The organism is Moraxella caviae, assembly GCF_002014985.1.
GTDB lineage: Bacteria > Pseudomonadota > Gammaproteobacteria > Pseudomonadales > Moraxellaceae > Moraxella > Moraxella caviae.
In genome coordinates, this window is the sequence record NZ_MUXU01000022.1 from 25,230 (window position 1) to 42,575 (window position 17,346).

Below are 17,346 nucleotides of genomic sequence, written 5' to 3' on the forward strand. Positions count from 1 at the left end.
TCGAGCGATGTGATGATTGCCCAAGCGCCAACCCAAAAGAATTCACGTCTGAATTTCAAGCCGTGGCAGTCCGCCTTGATTATGGTGCTGCTGCTTTTTGTGTTTGGTTTTGCGGCGGTGCGTCTGGTGAGTAATGCGCCTGCCAAGCCGATTGAAATTCACACAAGCAACTTAAACGCAGCGCAGTTACAATCACTCAAGCAAGCCACGCAAGCCATGGGCGATGTGCAGTTTTTTAGCGTGGATTTGGCAAATATCCATCAAGCGGTGAGCAAGCTGTCTTGGGTGGAGAGCGCAAGTGTGGTGCGTGATTGGCAAAAGGGTGTGTTGGTGTCAGTCGTGCCACGTCAAGCGGTGGCGAATTTTGGCAGCGAGCATATGATTGACGCAGCAGGGACGATTTTTGTGCCTGCGGACGAACACGAGCTGATGAACCATAAGCTTGTGAATTTGTATGGCGATGCTGAAATGGCGGACGCCATCATGCGCCAAATGCAGCGTGTGAATGAGTGGTTTGCGCCACTGGGATTGACTGCCAAAGACGTGATTTTGACACCGCGCCAAACGTGGGTGATTCGCTTTAATAATGGGCTGCGTGTGATTGTGGATCACGAAAACACCGAGCAAAAATTACACACCTTGGCGGCGTTGCTTGGTGGCAATCTAAAAAATGATTTGCCAAAAATGCAGTCGGTGGATTTGCGCTACAAAAACGGCTTTGCTGTGGCGTGGAAATCGGGCAGTAAGTGAGTAAAATTTATCCAATTAACGCTCATTTTAAGTAATTTTGTATAAAATATTAAGACAGCTTGTGAACATTTGTATGTAAATGTGTTACAATGTGCTTATTTGGGCGAAAAATAAAAAATTACGCCCTTAGCAATCGTATTTTTTGTGATTGAATTGATTGTTTTTCGTTAATCATTTTTGATTTATTGTTTTGTTTGTGGTGAGTTCACCGATTTGGGTGATGGTTTTGCCATCGTTTGTTAAAGGAAAGTCATGCCAGAACTTCAGGTTGCAATACATTTAAGCTCAACGGCTGTCTATACGGTCATTGGCTACTTTGAAGGTGCGCCTGAAAACCGCCGTGTCAAGATTGTGGCGGTGGGTTTGGCGAGTAACGAAGGCTTTGTTGGCGGGCAAATCCGCAACAGAGAGCACCTTGCGCAGGCTTTACATAAGTCTATCCAAGAAGCCAGCGACATGGCAGGCGTGAAAATTCACGATGCGTGCTTATCGTTTGCGTCCCCAGCAATGGCATCAAAAAACGATTTTCGCACCATTACAGTTGGGCGCACCAATGAGCAAGGTGAGATTACCGAGCATGGAATCATCACCCAAGAACATCTTACCGAAGCGTACGAAATGGCGCTGGACGAGCTTGTCAGACAAGGCTTGGGCGCACAGCAAATCACTCGCCAAGCGGTGTATGTGGATGGCGAAGAAAGCAAAGACGCCATCGGACAATACGCTGCGCAAGTGCAGGTGGCAAACTATGTGATGAGTCTGCCTGAAAGCCAGTTGCAGCAGTTATCAGACATCGTAGAGTCGTCAGGCGCAGAAGTGCACAGCACACTGTTTGATGGCGTGGTGAGCGCAGAATACGCCTTGAGTGCCGAAGAGCGCAGCCGTGGCGTGTGCTTTATTGATATTGGCGCAAGCACGACCAAAGTGTGCGTGTATTATGATGACATTTTGCTGTTCAGCCGCTGTTTTGCGACAGGCGGCAACATGGTGGACATGGACATCTCTGCCGATTTGAAGCTGTCATTGATAGAAGCCGAAAGCCTAAAAGTGCAGCATGGCACGGTGTCGCTTGACCCAATGAATAAAAGCAAGTTTTTGCCGCTCAAAAGACGCTCTGGCGGTGAAATCACCATCATGCATTACCGCTTGACGGGCATCATTGCTGAGCGTTATCGTGCTATTTTTAATGAAGTTTTTGGTTCGTTTGATGAATATTTGATGGGTATTGCCACATCTGGCGTGGTTTTGGCAGGTGGTGCGGCAAAAATGGACGGCTTGGCGAATTTCTTGTCAGAAAATTGGGGCGTGCCAGTGCGCATGACGCACCCAAATGCTCAAGTCAGCATTTGCCCAAAAAATTTAAGCGATGATAACATCACCTTATTAAAAAGCTATCTTGAAGATAATAAGCTGCACAGCGTGGTTGGTTCGTTGCTGTATCAGCAAAGCGATCAGTTCTTGCTTGATCAGCCTGAATACATTGTCCAATATGACGCACAAGGGTTATTTGACAAGGTGTCGCATGGTTGGCAGACCTTTGTTCAAAATATAAGAAAGTGGTTTTAGTGGCTCGTTTGGGCGATTGAAGTTGTTTTAAATTTATCTGTTGATTTATAGAGTTTTCTCGGAGCGAGTTATGTCAAAATACAGTATGTCAGACGATATGATGTTTGAGTCAAACGGCCAAGCACGTTTTATCGTATTTGGTGTGGGCGGTGGCGGTGGTAACGCCGTAGAACACATGGTGCAACAAGGCGTGCGCAACGTTACTTTTATTTGCGCCAACACCGACTTGCAAGCGCTAAATATGCTGACTGTACCAAATAAAATGCAGCTTGGCGAAGTAACCACACGCGGTTTGGGTGCTGGTGCAAATCCTGAAGTGGGTCGTGAAGCGGCTGAAGGTGATGAAGACCAAATCCGTGCGGTGCTTGAAGGTTATGATATGATTTTCATCACTGCTGGTATGGGCGGTGGTACGGGTACTGGTGCTGCGCCTGTGGTGGCACGCATTGCCAAAGAAATGGGCATTTTGACTGTGGCGGTAGTTACCACACCGTTTGACCTAGAAGGTAAAAAACGTGCGATGGCGGCAAAAAGCGGTATCGAGCAGCTGTCGCAATATGTGGATTCTATCATCATCGTACCAAATCAAAAACTATTGAAAGTTTATCGTCAAATGAACCTAAAAGACGCATTTAAGCGTTCAAATGACGTATTGCTAAATGCGGTGAATGGCTTGGTGCAAATCGTAACTACCGATGAAAACACCGTCATCAACACCGACTTTAACGATGTGCGCACTGCAATGACCGAAAAAGGCTATGCAATGATGGGTATCGGCCGTGCAAGCGGTGAAGATCGCGCTCGTGAAGCCACAGAAAAAGCAATCCGCTCACCACTGCTTGATGATTTGCGCCTAGAAAACGCACAAGGCCTGCTAATCAACGTAACGGGCGACTTGATGCTTGGCGAACTTGAAGAAGTGGCAGCCATCGTGGATTCTATCATTGACCTAGAAAACGGCAACATTTTCTACGGTGCGGTGAGCGATGAAAGCATGGGCGATGAATTGCAAGTAACCGTGATTGCAACTGGTTTGACTTTGGACGACAGCGCAAAACCTGCAGGTGCGCAATCAATCCATCAGTCAGCACCTGTGGATCATGAGAGTGCGCTTTCAAAAGCCAGACAGCCACAAGCGCAAGTGCAAACCCAAGCTGCGCCAACTCGCCCAGTGGCAAAACCTATCAGCGTAGGCACTTATTTGCAACAACATCAGCAAAAAAACTGATGGGTTGAACGCCTATTGATGAGTTTATCAATAAAGCCTTGCAGTGATTGCAGGGCTTTGTTTTTGTGGATTTATTGATTGCTTGATGCATGGTTTTGATGGATAATCCGCAGTTTATAAATCAAAAAGCAAAAGAACAAAAGAGAGAATATGACAAAAAATTTGCGCATAGATTTGCACAGCCACAGCACAAGCTCAGACGGCACGTTTAGCCCAAGCGAGTTGGTGCAGCTGGCGCACAGCGTGGGTATTGATGTGCTGGCATTGACCGACCATGACACGGTGTCAGGCGTGCAAGAAGCGAGCATGGCAGCAAAATCGCTTGGTATGACGCTGATTTCTGGGGTGGAGATTAGCTGCCGTCATGCGCTGTCTGGTGGCTATGGCAAGCACCAAAGCATTGATAAAATCATTCATGTGGTGGCGCTGGATATGACAGATTTGCCACGCATGGATAAGGCGCTGCAGGCATTGCAAGACAGCCGTGAGCAGCGTGGCTGGCAAATGGTGCAAAAGCTGGGTGAGATTTTGGCGCAGGACGAAAAATTGACAGCGCAGGTGCTGGACGCGCCTTGTTTTGATGAAGCGGATAAGTCAAGCGCCGCCAGCCAAATCCGTGATGTTTTATGGCGTGCGGTGCTACAAAAAGCAGGCAGCAATGCCAAGGCGGTGGGACGTGCGCACATTGGGCAGGTGCTAAAAGATGTGGGCGTGGTTGCCAATGTGCAGGCGGCATTTGATAAATATTTGGCAGACGGCAAGCCTGCCTATGTGGCGATTGACGCCATCAGCATGGCGGACGCTGTGCGCTTGATTCATGAGTGTGGCGGCGTGGCGGTGTTGGCGCACCCAACACGCTATGGGCTGTCGGCAACTCGCACCAGACGCTTGATTGCGGATTTTGCGATGATGGGCGGCGATGGCTGTGAGCTGCCAAACCAAGAACCCGACAGCTTGCGTGCGATGATAGATCGCAGCATTGCTGAGCATGGGCTAAAAGTGTCGGTGGGTAGCGATTTTCACGGAACGAATATGCCGTGGCGCAAACTGGGCGCAACTGCCAAACCAAAAGCCGAGCAAGTGCCGATTTGGCAAACGTGGGATTTGTGATTTGGGCGGAATTTAGAAAAATCCCATAAATTCAAATAACTAGCCCAACTTTTACAAAATCAAATCAATCACACAAAAAACGGCTTGGCGGTTTTATACCATCAAGCCGTTTTTGTAAGTTTTTTGCTTGGCGTAATTCAAAAATTTATTTGGCGCAATCAAAATCAATCGCCAAGCGGTTACACAAAAATCAGTTACACAAATTTTAGGCTGCTTTCGCCTTTTGGTGTTACCTTAAAAATCTGCACCTTAAACAGCACGTCTTGCCCAGCCAGCGGGTGATTAAAATCCACCTTAACCGTGTCGTCATTAACTTCACTAATCACGCCTGCCAGCGTGTTTTTGCCCTTGTCGGCAAATTCCATCATCATGCCGACCACAGGATTTGGCTCAGACAGGCTAAATTGCGCGCGCAAAAAGGTTTGCACATTTTCAGGATTCCACTCGCCAAAGGCTTGCTCGGGCGGCAGGTGTGCGGTGCGGGTGTCGCCCGCTTTTAGGTTGATGAGTACTTGTTCAAAGCCAGCGAGCAGGCTTTCATCGCCGATGGTCAGCTCCACAGGCTCAGCGCGCCCAAAAGTGCTGTCAATCACTTCGCCGCTTGGCAGGCTGACTTCAAAATGCAGCGCCACATGGCTGCCATCGCTGATGCGGATTTCTTCGTTTGGGAGAATGGGTGTGTTCATAAGTTGTCTTTTGTTGTTGGATTTGGGTTAATCATGTGTGTTTTGGCGGTATATTTGGTAAGGTTGCCAGCCACCAAAGCATTGTGAGCATTGCATCATTTTACTAAAATTAACCCGAGAAAACAAAATGAATTTTTAAAAATTGCTTGCTTTTATAAATGGGTGGATTACAATAAATTTATGAATTGAGTAAAAAATGGCGTGTTTGCCAATCAAATTGGCAATAAAACCAAGCAAAAAATTGATGATAAATTTGCTAAAAAGGAGTGATTATGCTGGCGGAGTGGTTATTACAAATTGGTGTTAAGGAATTTGCGCTTTTTGTGTCGTCCGTGATGATTTTTGCGATGACACCGGGGATTGATACGGTGTTTGTGCTAAATCGTGCCATTAGCCACGGCAAGGCAATCGGTGCATTTGCGTCTTTGGGTGTGGCGACAGGCGTTTTGGTGCATACTTTATTTGCGGCTGTGGGGCTGGCTGCAGTGGTGGCAAAGTCGGCTTTATTGTTTAGTGTTATTAAATATTTGGGTGCAGCTTATTTGGTGTATTTGGGTGTGGTGAGTATTTATACAGCGCTGAAAAATCCGCAAGCGCTTGCCATGAATGCAGCAGATGCAGCAAATCCTGAAAAAATCATCAAGCCTATACAGGCCTTTTACTCAGGTCTATTAACCAATGTTTTAAATCCAAAAGTGGCACTGTTTTTCTTGGCATTTTTTCCGCAATTTATCACGCCAAGCATGAGCACTCAGGCTTTGCCATATTTGGTTTTAGGTGCTTTGTATGCTGTGATTTCTGCGGTATGGCTGGTATTGCTTGCGGTTTTGGCTGGGTCAATTTTAGCCAAATGGCTCGTCAGTCTTAAAGCCAAAAAAGTCATGGATATTGGTTCAGGGGTGGTCTTTGTGGGCATGGGTGCAAAAGTAGCATTGAGCGATTGAGAAGTTTTACTAAAATATTGTAAAAACTTATGGTGATAAAATCCATGATGAACTCACCTACAAAATCAACCACACAAACCACAAGCTCGCCAGCAGTGCCGCCATGCTGATTTTATCAAGTTTTTGAATCTTGGATTTTTGATAAGCGATGTGCGTACACACCACATAACTAAAACCAAAAGCAATGCCCAAAGACGCAAGATTAACCAGTGTCGCCAGATGATTGCGCCCAAGCAAGGTGGCGGCAATGCACACGCTGGCAATGGCGATGAATGTGAGCTTGTGCGTGGTATTTTGCGCCAATTTTTTGGGTAAAATGTCAGCGTCCGCCATGTTTTCTAGCAGCTTGACAGCAGACAGCGTAAAGCCATTGATGCCGCTTAAAATCGCGCACGCCATCGCCAAAAGCAGTAAGCCAAAGCCAAAATCACCAAGCCGTACACGCACGCCTTCGCCTGTCGCCCATGCGGAATTTGTGATGGCGGCGTAGTCAAAATTTAGATTGAGTGCGGTGAAATAATTCACCAAAAGATAGCACAAAAGCCCTGAAAAAATGGACAAATACACAATTTGGCGGCTTTTGATTTTGGATGCTTGGATATTTTTGGTGATGTGCGGCGTGGTCTCAAAGCCGACATACGCCCACGGCACAACCGCCAGCACCAAAAGCCAGCCATCGCCAATGTTGGCAAATTCTTGGCGTAAATTTGGCAATAAATTGGCGGCTGATAACGAGTGCTGCGTTTGTGCGGATAGTGCTGCCAAGTTGGTGGACGCTTCATGCGCCCACAGCGAATAAGCGGTCAAAAATACAATCACGCTCACAAGCAGCAGCGAAATCACAAGCTGTACGTTCGCACCGCTGCGCACGCCTTTAAAATTCAGCCACGCAAACAGCACCACCATCAGCGCACCTGCCAAAAACTCACTCAAATACATATCCCAGCCGTGAATTTGGTATAAAAATCCCAGCTGAAATTCAGCAGGCAGGCTATAACGAATCAGCAGCGTGATGGCGGTGGCGTTGAGCGCGATGATTGCCAAATAGCCCAAAAACACGCCTGCGCCATAAATTTTGGCGTGCGTTTTGCCAAAATAATGCGCAATCCACGCAATGCTGTTCGTGCCATGCGTACGCACGCCCATCATCTCAATGTATGAGCGCGACACCAGCAAAATAATCGCCGTACCGAGCAAAAACGCAAGGCTTGAGCCCAAAAGATTGGTTTTATTTAAAAACAAATCTCCCGGCATGACAAACGCACCCCAGCCAATCATCGCACCAACGCTGATGGCGATGGCGTGAAGTGCGGTGAGTTGTGGCGCAGGTTTGTGGTGTGGCATGGTTTTGCTCGGGTGGTTGAGTTAAAATTTTAGATTGGGCTTTTAGATTAGGCTTCTTGATAATACGGCTCATCGCCAAGCACAGTGGCACGGTGCATGATACGGTGCGCATCACCGTAGTCAAACAATGCCTTGTGCTGCGTGGCGCGGTTATCCCAAATGGCGATGTCGCCTGCTTGCCATTGCCAGCGCAGGGTAAATTCGTCTTTTACTGAATGGGCGAACAGTGCTTGCAGCAGCTCATCGCTGTCTTCGCGCGGCATATCTTTGATGTAATCAGTAAAGCCTTCGGTAACAAATAAGCCTTGCGCTTTGGTGTCTGGGTGAGTGCGCACGACAGGGTGGGTAACGGGCGGGTTTTTGGCGTAAATTTCATCTAGGCGCGCTTTTTCTTCGTCCGACATGCCAAAGCGCTCTTCTGGAAAAGACAGGCGAATGTCGTGTACGGCAGTCAAGCCTTTGATTTTTTGCTTGGTGTCTTCTGGCAGTGCATCATAAGCGGCTTTTGAGCTTGCCCACAGCGTATCACCGCCAGATTCTGGGATTTTAATGGCTTGTAGCACGCAGCCTAGTGGCGGAGTTTTGCTGAAAGTTACGTCTGTGTGCCACAGTTCGTTATCACGCAAATCGGTGGCGTGGCTGTCTAGCACGATGATTTCACGGCTTTCTGGCGTGGTTGGAAATACTGGGTGAATGTGCAGTTCGCCAAAATTTCTGGCAAAATCCGCTTGCGCCGTTGGTGATAGCGATTGACCACGAAAAAAGATGACTTGACGGTCTAAAAGCAGTGCTTTGATGGCGCTCATCTGCTCGTCAGTGATGTGATTTAGGTCGATGTCATGCACGATGGCGCCGATGGCAGGTTTGATGATGGTGGTGTTTAATGCGCTCATGATGATTCCTTCGGTGTTTGTTGGTTTTTTGGTGAGTAGATTGGTAAATTGGGCGTAGATTGATGTTTTGATAAAATTAACGTTTCAAAACTCATGTTTCAAAAATTCATGTTTTTATGGACAACAACGCATCAATTTGCCCTTAAAATTGCTGCTTAGCTTATCGGACAATGGCTTTTTGGCAAAATTCCAACATTCGCTATCGTTATTCTTTAAATTTATATGTGGCAGGCAGTGCCATAAAACTGATGAAATTTTAAGGATTTGCACCAATTTTATGGCTTTTTTGTGTCAGCGTGGCTGGGTTTGTGGTATCATAGGGCTATTTGATTGGCGTGCTTGATAATGGCAAGTGCGTTATCGTAATTCATAATTATTTTTAATAAAGTTTTAAATAAATTTAACAAATCGGCATTTGAAAACAGCCACTTAACAAAATAGGTTCATCATGACAGCAAGCGACACCCAATTCACCAACCCAAACATCTTGCCAACAGGCACGCCCCAAGAGCAAACTTTGCTACAAACGCCAGCAGGCAGCGAAACTGCGAACGCCAATCCACAAGAATATTCGCAAAACATCGGTGCGACCACGCATTTTGGCTATCAGACCGTGAACGCCAAAGACAAGCAAGCTAAAGTTGCTGAAGTTTTCACGTCTGTGGCACGCAAATATGACGTGATGAACGATTTGATGAGCTTTGGTATTCATCGTTTGTGGAAGCGTTATGCCATCAGTCTAAGTGGTGTGCGTACAGGTCAGCGCGTGCTTGACATCGCAGGCGGCACGGGCGATTTGGCGAAAGTTTTTAGCCGTGAAGTGGGGCGTGCTGGCCGTGTGGTGCTGTCGGATATTAACGAAGCCATGCTGGAAGTGGGGCGTACACGCCTGATTAACGCTGGCTGTAATAATGTGGATTTTGTGCTTGCCAACGCTGAGACGCTTGAGCCATTTGCTGATAACAGCTTTGATTTGGTAACCATCAGCTTTGGACTGCGCAACGTAACCGACAAGCAGCAAGCCCTAGAAGCCATGCACCGTGTGCTAAAGCCGGGCGGACGCTTGCTGGTGCTGGAATTTTCTAAGCCTGTGTTTGAGCCGCTGTCTAAGGCGTACGATTTGTATTCGTTCACCGCATTGCCGATGATGGGCAAAATCGTGGCAAACGATGCGGACAGTTACCGCTATTTGGCAGAATCTATCCGTATGCACCCAGACCAAGCCACGCTAAAAGGCATGATGGAGCAGGCAGGTTTTGTTAATTGCGATTATCAAAACTTGACAGGCGGCATTGTGGCGGTGCATCGTGGCTTTAAAGCACGCTGATTGCCTAGTTTGATTTGCTATTTAATACGCAACAACGTGAGAAATCTATGCTGACCGTGCTTGCCTTGGCGGCTGCCGAGCGACTGATTAACACCGCTTTACGCAGCGACCCAACTTTTTATGCCAGCTTTGCGCCTTTGTCTGGCAAGACGCTGCGTGTGTGCGTGGCTGAGCCTGAATTGATGGTGGACGTGCTGTTTTGTGGTGCTGATGACGAAGCGCATTTGCGTTTTGAGCCTGTGGCGCGTGCGATTTTTGAAAATACCGCCGTCAGTACGCCAGATTGTACGCTGAATGTGGCGGATTGGCGTGCGCTTTTGGCATTGACCCAAAACCCAAGCGGCAATTTGCCGATTTCTGGCGATTATCGTGTGCTGGCGGATGTGGAAACTTTGTGGCGTAATTTTTCGCCTGATGTGTTCATGCAGTTTGAAGCGCTGTTTGGCAAGGCGGCAGGCAGCTATGCCTATGCGCTGCACGAGCAAGCAAAGCCTGTGCTTGAGCCGCTTGCGCGCGGTGTGCGGAGCGAGCTTGGTGCGTGGTGTCGTACGGCAGCAGATTGCGCAAGCGAGCCAGTGAGCGATGCTGACATCACGGTGCGAAAGCAAGAACTTTTGCGCTTACAAAGCGACATTGAGCGTGAAGAGATGCGTTTGGCGCACATCAAAGCGCAAATCGCCAAGCTACAACAAGACAGCACCAATTTGGATAACGCTAACCTAGACGATGAGCCAAATAAGCCAGCTTGATAGATGATTTTGTCATTTTGTTTGTATTTTTAACGCTGATTTCAAGTCATGTTTTCTTTTTAAGCCGTTTTTCAATCGTTTCTATTACCAATTTTAGCACCAATTTTAACGCCAACTTTACCATCAACGCTTATGCTAATCTCGCACCGCAAACGCCTATTTTCCCTGTATCGTATCGCTGCCAAATACCGTCTTGACACACATTTGGCGGACGTGCCAGAGCTTGCGCCGCTTGCCCGCTTGATTGCCAAGCACCCAGCCGCCATCGGCAAAAAGCACAACCCTTTGGGTGTGAAATTGGCGCTGGAAGAGATGGGGACGCTGTTTTTAAAACTTGGGCAGCTGCTGTCCACGCGCGCCGATTTATTGCCGCCTGACATCATCGCCCAGCTGTCTTTGTTGCAGGATAAAGTTGCGCCATTTGATGTGGTGATTGCCAAAGCACGCATTGAAGATAAGGCGGTGGGCTTGGGCCGTCCGCTGGGCGAGTTGTTTGCTAGATTTGACGATGTGCCTCTTGCCGCCGCCAGTATTGCGCAGGTGCATACCGCTGCTTTGCACGATGGGCGAGAAGTGGTGGTTAAGGTGGTGCGCCCTGACATTCGTGAGCCGATTTTGGCGGATTTTGAGCTGCTGCGCGAGATGGCAGCGTGGGTGTCGGTAAGGGTGGAAGCGGCGCGTGCCGTGCATTTGGTGGATTTGGTGGAAGATTATCGCCAAGTCATGCTTGGTGAGCTGGATTTGACGCTAGAAGCCGCCAATGCCACGAAAATGCGTGATAATTTTGCTGGTTCACGCATGATTTATGTGCCAAAAGTGTACGAGGCAACTAAGGGTGTGATGGTGTCGGAGCGCATTTTTGGCGTGCCGATTTCTAAGACGGACGTGTTTGATGCGCTCAATTATGACCGTGCGCGCCTTGCCGAAGTGGGCTTGACCATCTTTTTCACCCAAGTTTTTCGTGATAACTTTTTCCATGCGGATATGCACCCCGGCAATATCTTTGTGGAGACGCTGCCTGATGGCAAGGCGGTGGCTGAGCCACGTTATTTGGGTTTGGATTGCGCCATCATGGGTGCGCTGTCTAAGGACGATCAGCTGACGGTGGCACGACTTTTGCTGTCGGTGATGAACGGCAATTATGATATGCTTGTGGAAATCATCGCCCAAGCGGGCTGGATTCCGCCATCGGCTGACAAGCACGCTTTGGTCAAGGACATGGCACGCACGGTATCGCCCATGGTGAGTAAGCCGATTGACGAGCTGGATTTTGCGGGGATTTTGTTTGAAGTGCTGGGCATTGCGCGCCGCCATCGCATGAGCATTCCGCCGCAGCTGATGTTGCTATTAAAGACGCTGGTTCATGTGGAAGGCTTGGGGCGTGAGCTGTATCCGCAGCTGGATATTTGGGCGCTTGCCAAGCCAATTTTGACCGCATGGGTGAAAGATCAGCTTGACCCTGTGAAAAATCTTGGTGAGATTAAAGACAAGCTGCCTGAGATTTTGCTGTCTACCACCGAGCTGCCCAAGCTGTTTGCGCAAGGCGCGCAGTCTTTGGCGGCATTGGGCGCGCGCCAAGATGATGAGCTGCGAGAGCTGCAGGCTTTGCGAGCGGATTTGCTCAATCAGCGCCGTCATGACTGGATTGCTGCGGCAGGATTTTTGGCGTGCATTGCCATTGGCTTGACCGTGCCGATTTGGTGGCTGGGTGTGATTTTTCATGTGCTTGGCTTGGGATTTGTGGTGTGGCGTGTGCTGCAGTGAGCTAAAAATTGAGCGGCGAAAAAATTTTCAAAAAAAGCACAAATTTTTTAAAAAAGTGCTTGACTGCTGTCAAAAATCCGCTATAATATGCGCCATGTCAAGCGACAACCACTCATGCCAGTGTGGTGAAATTGGTAGACACGACGGATTCAAAATCCGTTGCCCTTAAAAGCGTGTCGGTTCGAGTCCGACCACTGGTACCATTTTGCTTTTTCAAAGCATTTCAAAAATATAAAAATAAGCCCCAAAGCCCCGATATATAAAGGTTTTGGGGTTTTTTGTTGTCTTTTCATTGTTGCATAGCTTTGCATAGTGTTTTATCATTTAAGTACCTATTTTAGTACCCAAAAAAACATGAGCAAGCCCATCAGTACAGACAGCCAATTAGCAGCCCTTAAACTTGAGAGCGGACAGAAAGAACGCTTTATACCAATCAAGGGTAAAGAGCGCTTATTTGTCAGACTAAGACCCATCAAAAACGGCTTTAGCAAAACATGGGTTTATCGTTACACCTTTGCAGCAAAGCAGCGCAAATACATAATCGGCGATTATCCCGATATAGGCTTGGCAGGCGTGGGCGATATTTGGCAAGAGCTAAACAGCCTAGTAGCGCAGGGCGTAGACCTTAACGAGCACAAAAAACAAAAAGCCAAACAGCAAAAGCGAGAGAGCGAAAATAAATTTAGCTTAGTTTGCGATAAATGGGCAGATACACAAAACTGGAGCGCAAACACCACCATAAGACGACAAAGAGACCTAGAAATCTTTAAAGCGTGGTTCGCTGATACGCCGATTAGCCAAATAAGCACGGACGACATTATAGAGCTATTAAAAGATATTGAAGACAAATACCGCCAGCGAGATAATCCAGAGCTACCAAGCGACAAAGCGAGCAGGTGCAGGGGCAGGCTGATAAGTTTGTTTTCGTGGGCGACTTTACACGGCTATTGTAAGACAAACCCCGCCGAGCCAATCGCCAACGCCAAAAGCAGCCATGTGTTAAAACAAGTAAAATACGGACACCGCCCCGCCTTGGTAAAGCCTGATGAGTTTTCCCGCCTGCTTGCTGATATATTCAAAGATACCACCATGCAGCCCGACACCCGTCATAATATGCTATTGCTTGCCTATACGGGCGTAAGAAACGGCGATATTAGAGAAATGAAATGGGCGGATATTGACCTAGAAGCGGGCAAGTGGGAGCTGACACCCAAAAAAAGCGGCAGCAGTAGCGATATACGTATGATTGAAAAAATGACCGTGCCGTTATCAAGGCAGGTTATCGCCATTTTACAAGAGCGGCAAAAGTTCACAGGCGGCAAAAAGTACGTTTTTGCAAAAGACAATCAAACGGGCTTAATCAGTGAAAATGCAACAAACACCGCATTAAAGCGCATGGGCTACCAAGACCGCCACTGTTCGCACGGCTTTAGGGCAGCCGCCAAGACCATCTTAATGAGTGAACTTGACTATAACGATATGATAACGGAGATGGTGCTAGGGCATAAGGTGAAAGGCGGCGATAATCCGTATTTAAGGGGTGATTTGTATAAAAGACGGTGCGAGCTTATGCAGACGTGGGCGGATTATATAGACGACTTAGCGGCAGGCAAAGACACCGCCAAATACAAGGGCATATACCGAGAAAACCCCGCCGAAGTTTTTAAAGTGCTGTTACAAATGCTTGGCAGAGATGAGCTGATAAGGTTGCTTTCCTAGTGAAAACGCCTAAGCCTTAAAAGGTTTTGGGCGTTTTTTATGGCGGTGAATAAAAAATGTTGGAAGAAAAAAACGTGAGAACAGCGGGAACAGCGGGAACAGCCAATAAAATCAAGGGCTGGCGATGGGAACAAGGCGGGAACAGAGCGGGAACAGATAGAGAACAGAAGTAGAACAAATTTATTTATTATGATTGCTTATAGTATCAAAACTTGCTATCATAAACAAAACCAACCAATAAGCCCAATATGCAAAGCAAACACCAAAAGACGCTAACAGCCATCTTTACCAATCCCATCAGTGCAAACATTAAATTTAAAGACATTGAAAGCCTGCTTGTGGCATTGGGCGCAAAGATTAGCGAGCGAGAAGGCAGCCGAATAGCCGTAGTGTTAGATGGGCAAGTTAGGGTATTTCATAGACCACACCCCAGCCCAAACACTGACAAAGGGGCGGTGATGAGTGTTCGCAGATGGCTGATTGATTTGGGTTACAACGGAGCAAAAGCAGATGAATAACACAATGATAATTGACAATCATAAAGCCCTTATTACCTTTGACGCTGATTTACAGATGTTTAGGGGTGAATTTATCGGCTTAAATGGCGGTGCAGATTTTTACAGCGACACAGTGGAAGGCTTACAGCGTGAAGCCCATTTATCGTTACAAGCCTTTTTGCGGACTTGCAAAGAAAACGGCATAAAGCCTTACCAACAATATTCAGGGCGGATTTTGACACGCCTGCCAAGCGAGCTACACGAGCAAGTAGCCCATACCGCCATAGCGCAAGGCATAAGCATTAACCAATTTGTTAAAAACACCCTAGCGCAAGCGGTGCAGGCGTGAGCTTTGGGGCTAGACAAATGAGCTTTACCAATCATAGTTTGGCAAGTCTACCCAAAGACCAACGCGCCAAAGCCCTAAAGCGGAGCGGTATCGTTAGAAAAACCCCAGAGCAAATCAAAGCACAGCCGCTAAATGACGAGCTAGAGCGATTAAAGGCGATGAAAGACAGTGATATAGACTTTAGCGATATACCGCCTTTGACAGATGAGCAAATCGCCCATTTTAAGCCCATCAAAAAACAAGTAACTATGCGCCTTGATAGCGATGTGATTTTGGTTACTGGATTTTTAGTAACCAATTCCGCATTTCAAATGCAGAACCAAGCTGGTCGAATGAAAATATCTTTACTGGCCGTGACTAGCCTTAACGAAATGGTGAAAGCTGGTGGATTTTTCATAATTTGCATTATGCGCTTTTTATCCATATAATGATAAAAAAGTAACTACAAGGCTAAACCATGCTTTTTGAATGGGACGAACACAAAAACACCATCAACCGCCAAAAGCACGGCATAAGTTTTGAGCTGGCAAGTCGTATTTTTGCAGACCCATTTTTAATCACCACGCAAGACATTTACAGCCAAGACGAAATGCGCTTTTTATCCATTGGTAGTATCGATGGCGTGGTGGTGATTTTGGTTGTTCACACCTATAAAGACGACAACGGAGCAGAAATAAACCGCCTAATATCAGCACGAAAATTGAGCAAATCGGAGGTTAGAAAATATGGCTATCGTTAGAATGACCCTAGGGCAAGCCAGCGCATTGCCGCTTAATGACGAACTAGAGCAACTAAAGGCAATGCAAGATGACAATATAGATTACAGCGACATACCACCGCTGTCAGATGAGCAGATTGCCCAATTTAAACCCATCAAAAAACAAGTAACCATGCGCCTTGATAGCGATGTTTTGGCGTGGCTGAAAAAAGACGGCAAAGGCTATCAAACCAAAGCCAACCGCCTATTAAGAATGCTTATGCTACAGGATATGCAAAAGGTTTAATGGCAATCGCAAGCAGTGCAGGCGTGAACGAATTTAAAGCATTTGCCACGCCTGCCCATATTGGCTATAAGGTGATTACACACAATAACCACATAAGGGCAAATCATGCCAACCATACACACCAAGCCCATCAAAGCGGGCAACAGTCAAGCGGTGAGATTACCCAAAGAGTTTGCCTATCCAGCAGACACACCGCTAATGATGAGTAAAGAAAACGGCATTATCACAATCCGCCCAGTTACCACACTTGGCGAAGTACCAAGCCTATTTAAGGCATTGGGCGATAAGATGGGCGATGATGAGTTTAAACGCACGGAATTTGACGACAAGGGGCGTGATTGGTGAAGTATTTATTAGATACCAACATTTGTATTTATCTGTTAAAACACCAGCCAAAAAGCCTATTACAGCGTTTTGCCAGTTGTAATATTGGCGATGTGGCAATTAGTGCTATCACATGGGCGGAGCTGTTGCGTGGATTGGATAAATACGAGCCTAAAGCAGAATTTGAGCGGTTGCGTGGCTTGCTTGAGATTTTGCCATTTGATGAAAAAGCAGCAATGACTTTTGGCGAATATATGCAAACAGCAGACCATAAAGCCGATTTTGATACACTGATTGCCTGCTATGCCAAAACCCATAATCTAACCCTAGTTACCAACAATACCAAAGATTTTATACGCTATGGTATAGAGCTAGAGAATTGGGTGCAGGCGTGAACAAATTTAACGACAACAAAAGGAGCATATATGAAAAAGCTACTATTCCCTATGGCATTAACAGCCTTATTGGCCGCTTGTGCGACAGCCCCAGTGCAAACGGTTTCAGTGCAGACAACACCAGCACCAGTACAGACAGCACAAGGGCTGAAAATTAAAAATAAAGGGCATTGGATTGATTTAAGAAGCCCTATAGCATACGAGCAAGGGCATTTAAGCGGTGCTGTTAACATTCCTGTAGAACAGCTATCAAAACGCATTACAGCCTTAGATAAAAACGCTACTATCAACGTGTATTGCGATAACCAACCATGCACAAACCAAGCCATGCAGACATTGCAGCAATTAGGGTATCACAACGCCATCAATCAAGGCGACTATGACAATTTGCTACAACAGGGGTATCGATAATGATACAAAAAGCCCAAGATGATTACGGCAGGCTATTGAGTATTTTATCGGAGCTTGAAAACAGCTTATCATTATGGCAAGAAGCAAAAGCCCTAAGTGATAGCCTTGATGAGTTCTACCAACGCCCAGAGTGGCTACAGTGGCATGATGACGCTGATAAATTCACCATACAAACAAATGGCAATTTTAGCGTTTTATCAGAAGACGCCATTTTTAATGTCCTAGAGCGATATGCAGATTTAAAAAGGGCATTAAAGCAAATGTAAAGGTTTTAGCAGGTGGTTTT

The 17,346-nt window shown here is 46.9% G+C and carries 21 protein-coding genes and 1 tRNA gene; 19 read left to right on the plus strand and 3 right to left on the minus strand.

Going from position 1 to position 17,346, the window contains the following annotated elements; genetic code table 11:
* The first annotated feature begins 12 nt into the window (after positions 1-12).
* The 4 genes from B0181_RS03215 to B0181_RS03230 all read left to right on the plus strand — a co-directional run bounded on the left by B0181_RS03215 (position 13) and on the right by B0181_RS03230 (position 4,654).
* Positions 13-750, plus strand: a complete 738-nt coding sequence (locus B0181_RS03215; protein WP_078276094.1) for a cell division protein FtsQ/DivIB — start codon at positions 13-15, stop codon at positions 748-750.
* A 252-nt stretch (positions 751-1,002) separates the two neighbouring features.
* Entirely contained in the window at positions 1,003-2,316 is a 1,314-nt protein-coding gene (locus tag B0181_RS03220) for a cell division FtsA domain-containing protein (protein ID WP_078276049.1), read from the plus strand.
* 70 nt (positions 2,317-2,386) lie between these two features.
* Positions 2,387-3,544: a cell division protein FtsZ gene (ftsZ, locus tag B0181_RS03225; RefSeq protein ID WP_078276050.1), complete on the plus strand. Its 1,158-nt coding sequence runs from the start codon at positions 2,387-2,389 to the stop codon at positions 3,542-3,544.
* 150 nt (positions 3,545-3,694) lie between these two features.
* Positions 3,695-4,654 (plus strand): PHP domain-containing protein, encoded by a 960-nt coding sequence (locus B0181_RS03230; protein WP_078276051.1) that lies wholly within the window; start codon positions 3,695-3,697, stop codon positions 4,652-4,654.
* A 194-nt stretch (positions 4,655-4,848) separates the two neighbouring features.
* Here the strand turns inward: B0181_RS03230 and B0181_RS03235 are convergent, their stop codons facing one another.
* Complete coding sequence (locus B0181_RS03235; RefSeq protein WP_078276052.1) at positions 4,849-5,340, minus strand: FKBP-type peptidyl-prolyl cis-trans isomerase; 492 nt, start codon at positions 5,338-5,340, stop codon at positions 4,849-4,851.
* A gap of 272 nt (positions 5,341-5,612) precedes the next feature.
* On the opposite strand from B0181_RS03235, the gene B0181_RS03240 reads away from it, so the two are divergent.
* Entirely contained in the window at positions 5,613-6,284 is a 672-nt protein-coding gene (locus B0181_RS03240; protein WP_078276053.1) for a LysE family translocator, read from the plus strand.
* Between the two features lie 57 nt (positions 6,285-6,341).
* Here the strand turns inward: B0181_RS03240 and B0181_RS03245 are convergent, their stop codons facing one another.
* Entirely contained in the window at positions 6,342-7,628 is a 1,287-nt protein-coding gene (locus B0181_RS03245; protein WP_078276054.1) for an APC family permease, read from the minus strand.
* Between the two features lie 47 nt (positions 7,629-7,675).
* Entirely contained in the window at positions 7,676-8,521 is an 846-nt protein-coding gene (gene tauD, locus B0181_RS03250) for a taurine dioxygenase (protein ID WP_078276055.1), read from the minus strand.
* A gap of 448 nt (positions 8,522-8,969) precedes the next feature.
* On the opposite strand from tauD, the gene ubiE reads away from it, so the two are divergent.
* From ubiE to B0181_RS03320, 14 genes are all read left to right on the plus strand, one after another.
* Positions 8,970-9,848, plus strand: a complete 879-nt coding sequence (gene ubiE / locus B0181_RS03255) for a bifunctional demethylmenaquinone methyltransferase/2-methoxy-6-polyprenyl-1,4-benzoquinol methylase UbiE (protein ID WP_078276056.1) — start codon at positions 8,970-8,972, stop codon at positions 9,846-9,848.
* A gap of 47 nt (positions 9,849-9,895) precedes the next feature.
* Entirely contained in the window at positions 9,896-10,597 is a 702-nt protein-coding gene (locus B0181_RS03260) for a hypothetical protein (RefSeq protein ID WP_078276057.1), read from the plus strand.
* Positions 10,598-10,729: 132 nt separating this feature from the next.
* Positions 10,730-12,361 (plus strand): ABC1 kinase family protein, encoded by a 1,632-nt coding sequence (locus tag B0181_RS03265; protein ID WP_078276058.1) that lies wholly within the window; start codon positions 10,730-10,732, stop codon positions 12,359-12,361.
* 116 nt (positions 12,362-12,477) lie between these two features.
* Positions 12,478-12,564 (plus strand) — tRNA-Leu (locus tag B0181_RS03270).
* A 151-nt stretch (positions 12,565-12,715) separates the two neighbouring features.
* Positions 12,716-14,080 carry a tyrosine-type recombinase/integrase gene (locus tag B0181_RS03275; RefSeq protein WP_078276059.1) on the plus strand — a complete coding sequence of 455 codons (1,365 nt, stop codon included), beginning with the start codon at positions 12,716-12,718 and terminating at the stop codon, positions 14,078-14,080.
* A 248-nt stretch (positions 14,081-14,328) separates the two neighbouring features.
* Positions 14,329-14,598: a type II toxin-antitoxin system HicA family toxin gene (locus B0181_RS03280; RefSeq protein ID WP_078276060.1), complete on the plus strand. Its 270-nt coding sequence runs from the start codon at positions 14,329-14,331 to the stop codon at positions 14,596-14,598.
* Positions 14,591-14,926, plus strand: a complete 336-nt coding sequence (locus B0181_RS03285) for a type II toxin-antitoxin system HicB family antitoxin (RefSeq protein ID WP_078276061.1) — start codon at positions 14,591-14,593, stop codon at positions 14,924-14,926. Before B0181_RS03280 ends, B0181_RS03285 begins: the two co-directional genes overlap by 8 nt.
* Before the next feature lie 17 nt (positions 14,927-14,943).
* On the plus strand, positions 14,944-15,354 hold the full coding sequence (locus tag B0181_RS11875; protein WP_147285854.1) for a BrnA antitoxin family protein: 411 nt from the start codon (positions 14,944-14,946) through the stop codon (positions 15,352-15,354).
* 29 nt (positions 15,355-15,383) lie between these two features.
* Positions 15,384-15,665 (plus strand): BrnT family toxin, encoded by a 282-nt coding sequence (locus tag B0181_RS03295; RefSeq protein WP_078276063.1) that lies wholly within the window; start codon positions 15,384-15,386, stop codon positions 15,663-15,665.
* Positions 15,652-15,930, plus strand: coding sequence for a BrnA antitoxin family protein (locus B0181_RS03300; protein ID WP_078276064.1), 279 nt, complete (start codon positions 15,652-15,654; stop codon positions 15,928-15,930). Before B0181_RS03295 ends, B0181_RS03300 begins: the two co-directional genes overlap by 14 nt.
* Before the next feature lie 105 nt (positions 15,931-16,035).
* Positions 16,036-16,275 carry an antitoxin gene (locus B0181_RS03305; protein WP_078276065.1) on the plus strand — a complete coding sequence of 80 codons (240 nt, stop codon included), beginning with the start codon at positions 16,036-16,038 and terminating at the stop codon, positions 16,273-16,275.
* Positions 16,272-16,649, plus strand: a complete 378-nt coding sequence (locus B0181_RS03310) for a type II toxin-antitoxin system VapC family toxin (protein WP_078276095.1) — start codon at positions 16,272-16,274, stop codon at positions 16,647-16,649. Before B0181_RS03305 ends, B0181_RS03310 begins: the two co-directional genes overlap by 4 nt.
* Positions 16,650-16,679: 30 nt before the next feature.
* The gene (locus B0181_RS03315; RefSeq protein ID WP_078276066.1) at positions 16,680-17,060 is read left to right on the plus strand and encodes a rhodanese-like domain-containing protein; all 381 of its coding nucleotides are present in this window, start codon (positions 16,680-16,682) and stop codon (positions 17,058-17,060) included.
* A complete protein-coding gene (locus tag B0181_RS03320; protein ID WP_078276067.1) occupies positions 17,060-17,326 on the plus strand; it encodes a DUF4298 domain-containing protein in 267 nt (88 codons plus the stop codon). The genes B0181_RS03315 and B0181_RS03320 overlap by 1 nt, the downstream gene beginning before the upstream one ends.
* Positions 17,327-17,346: the final 20 nt, after the last annotated feature.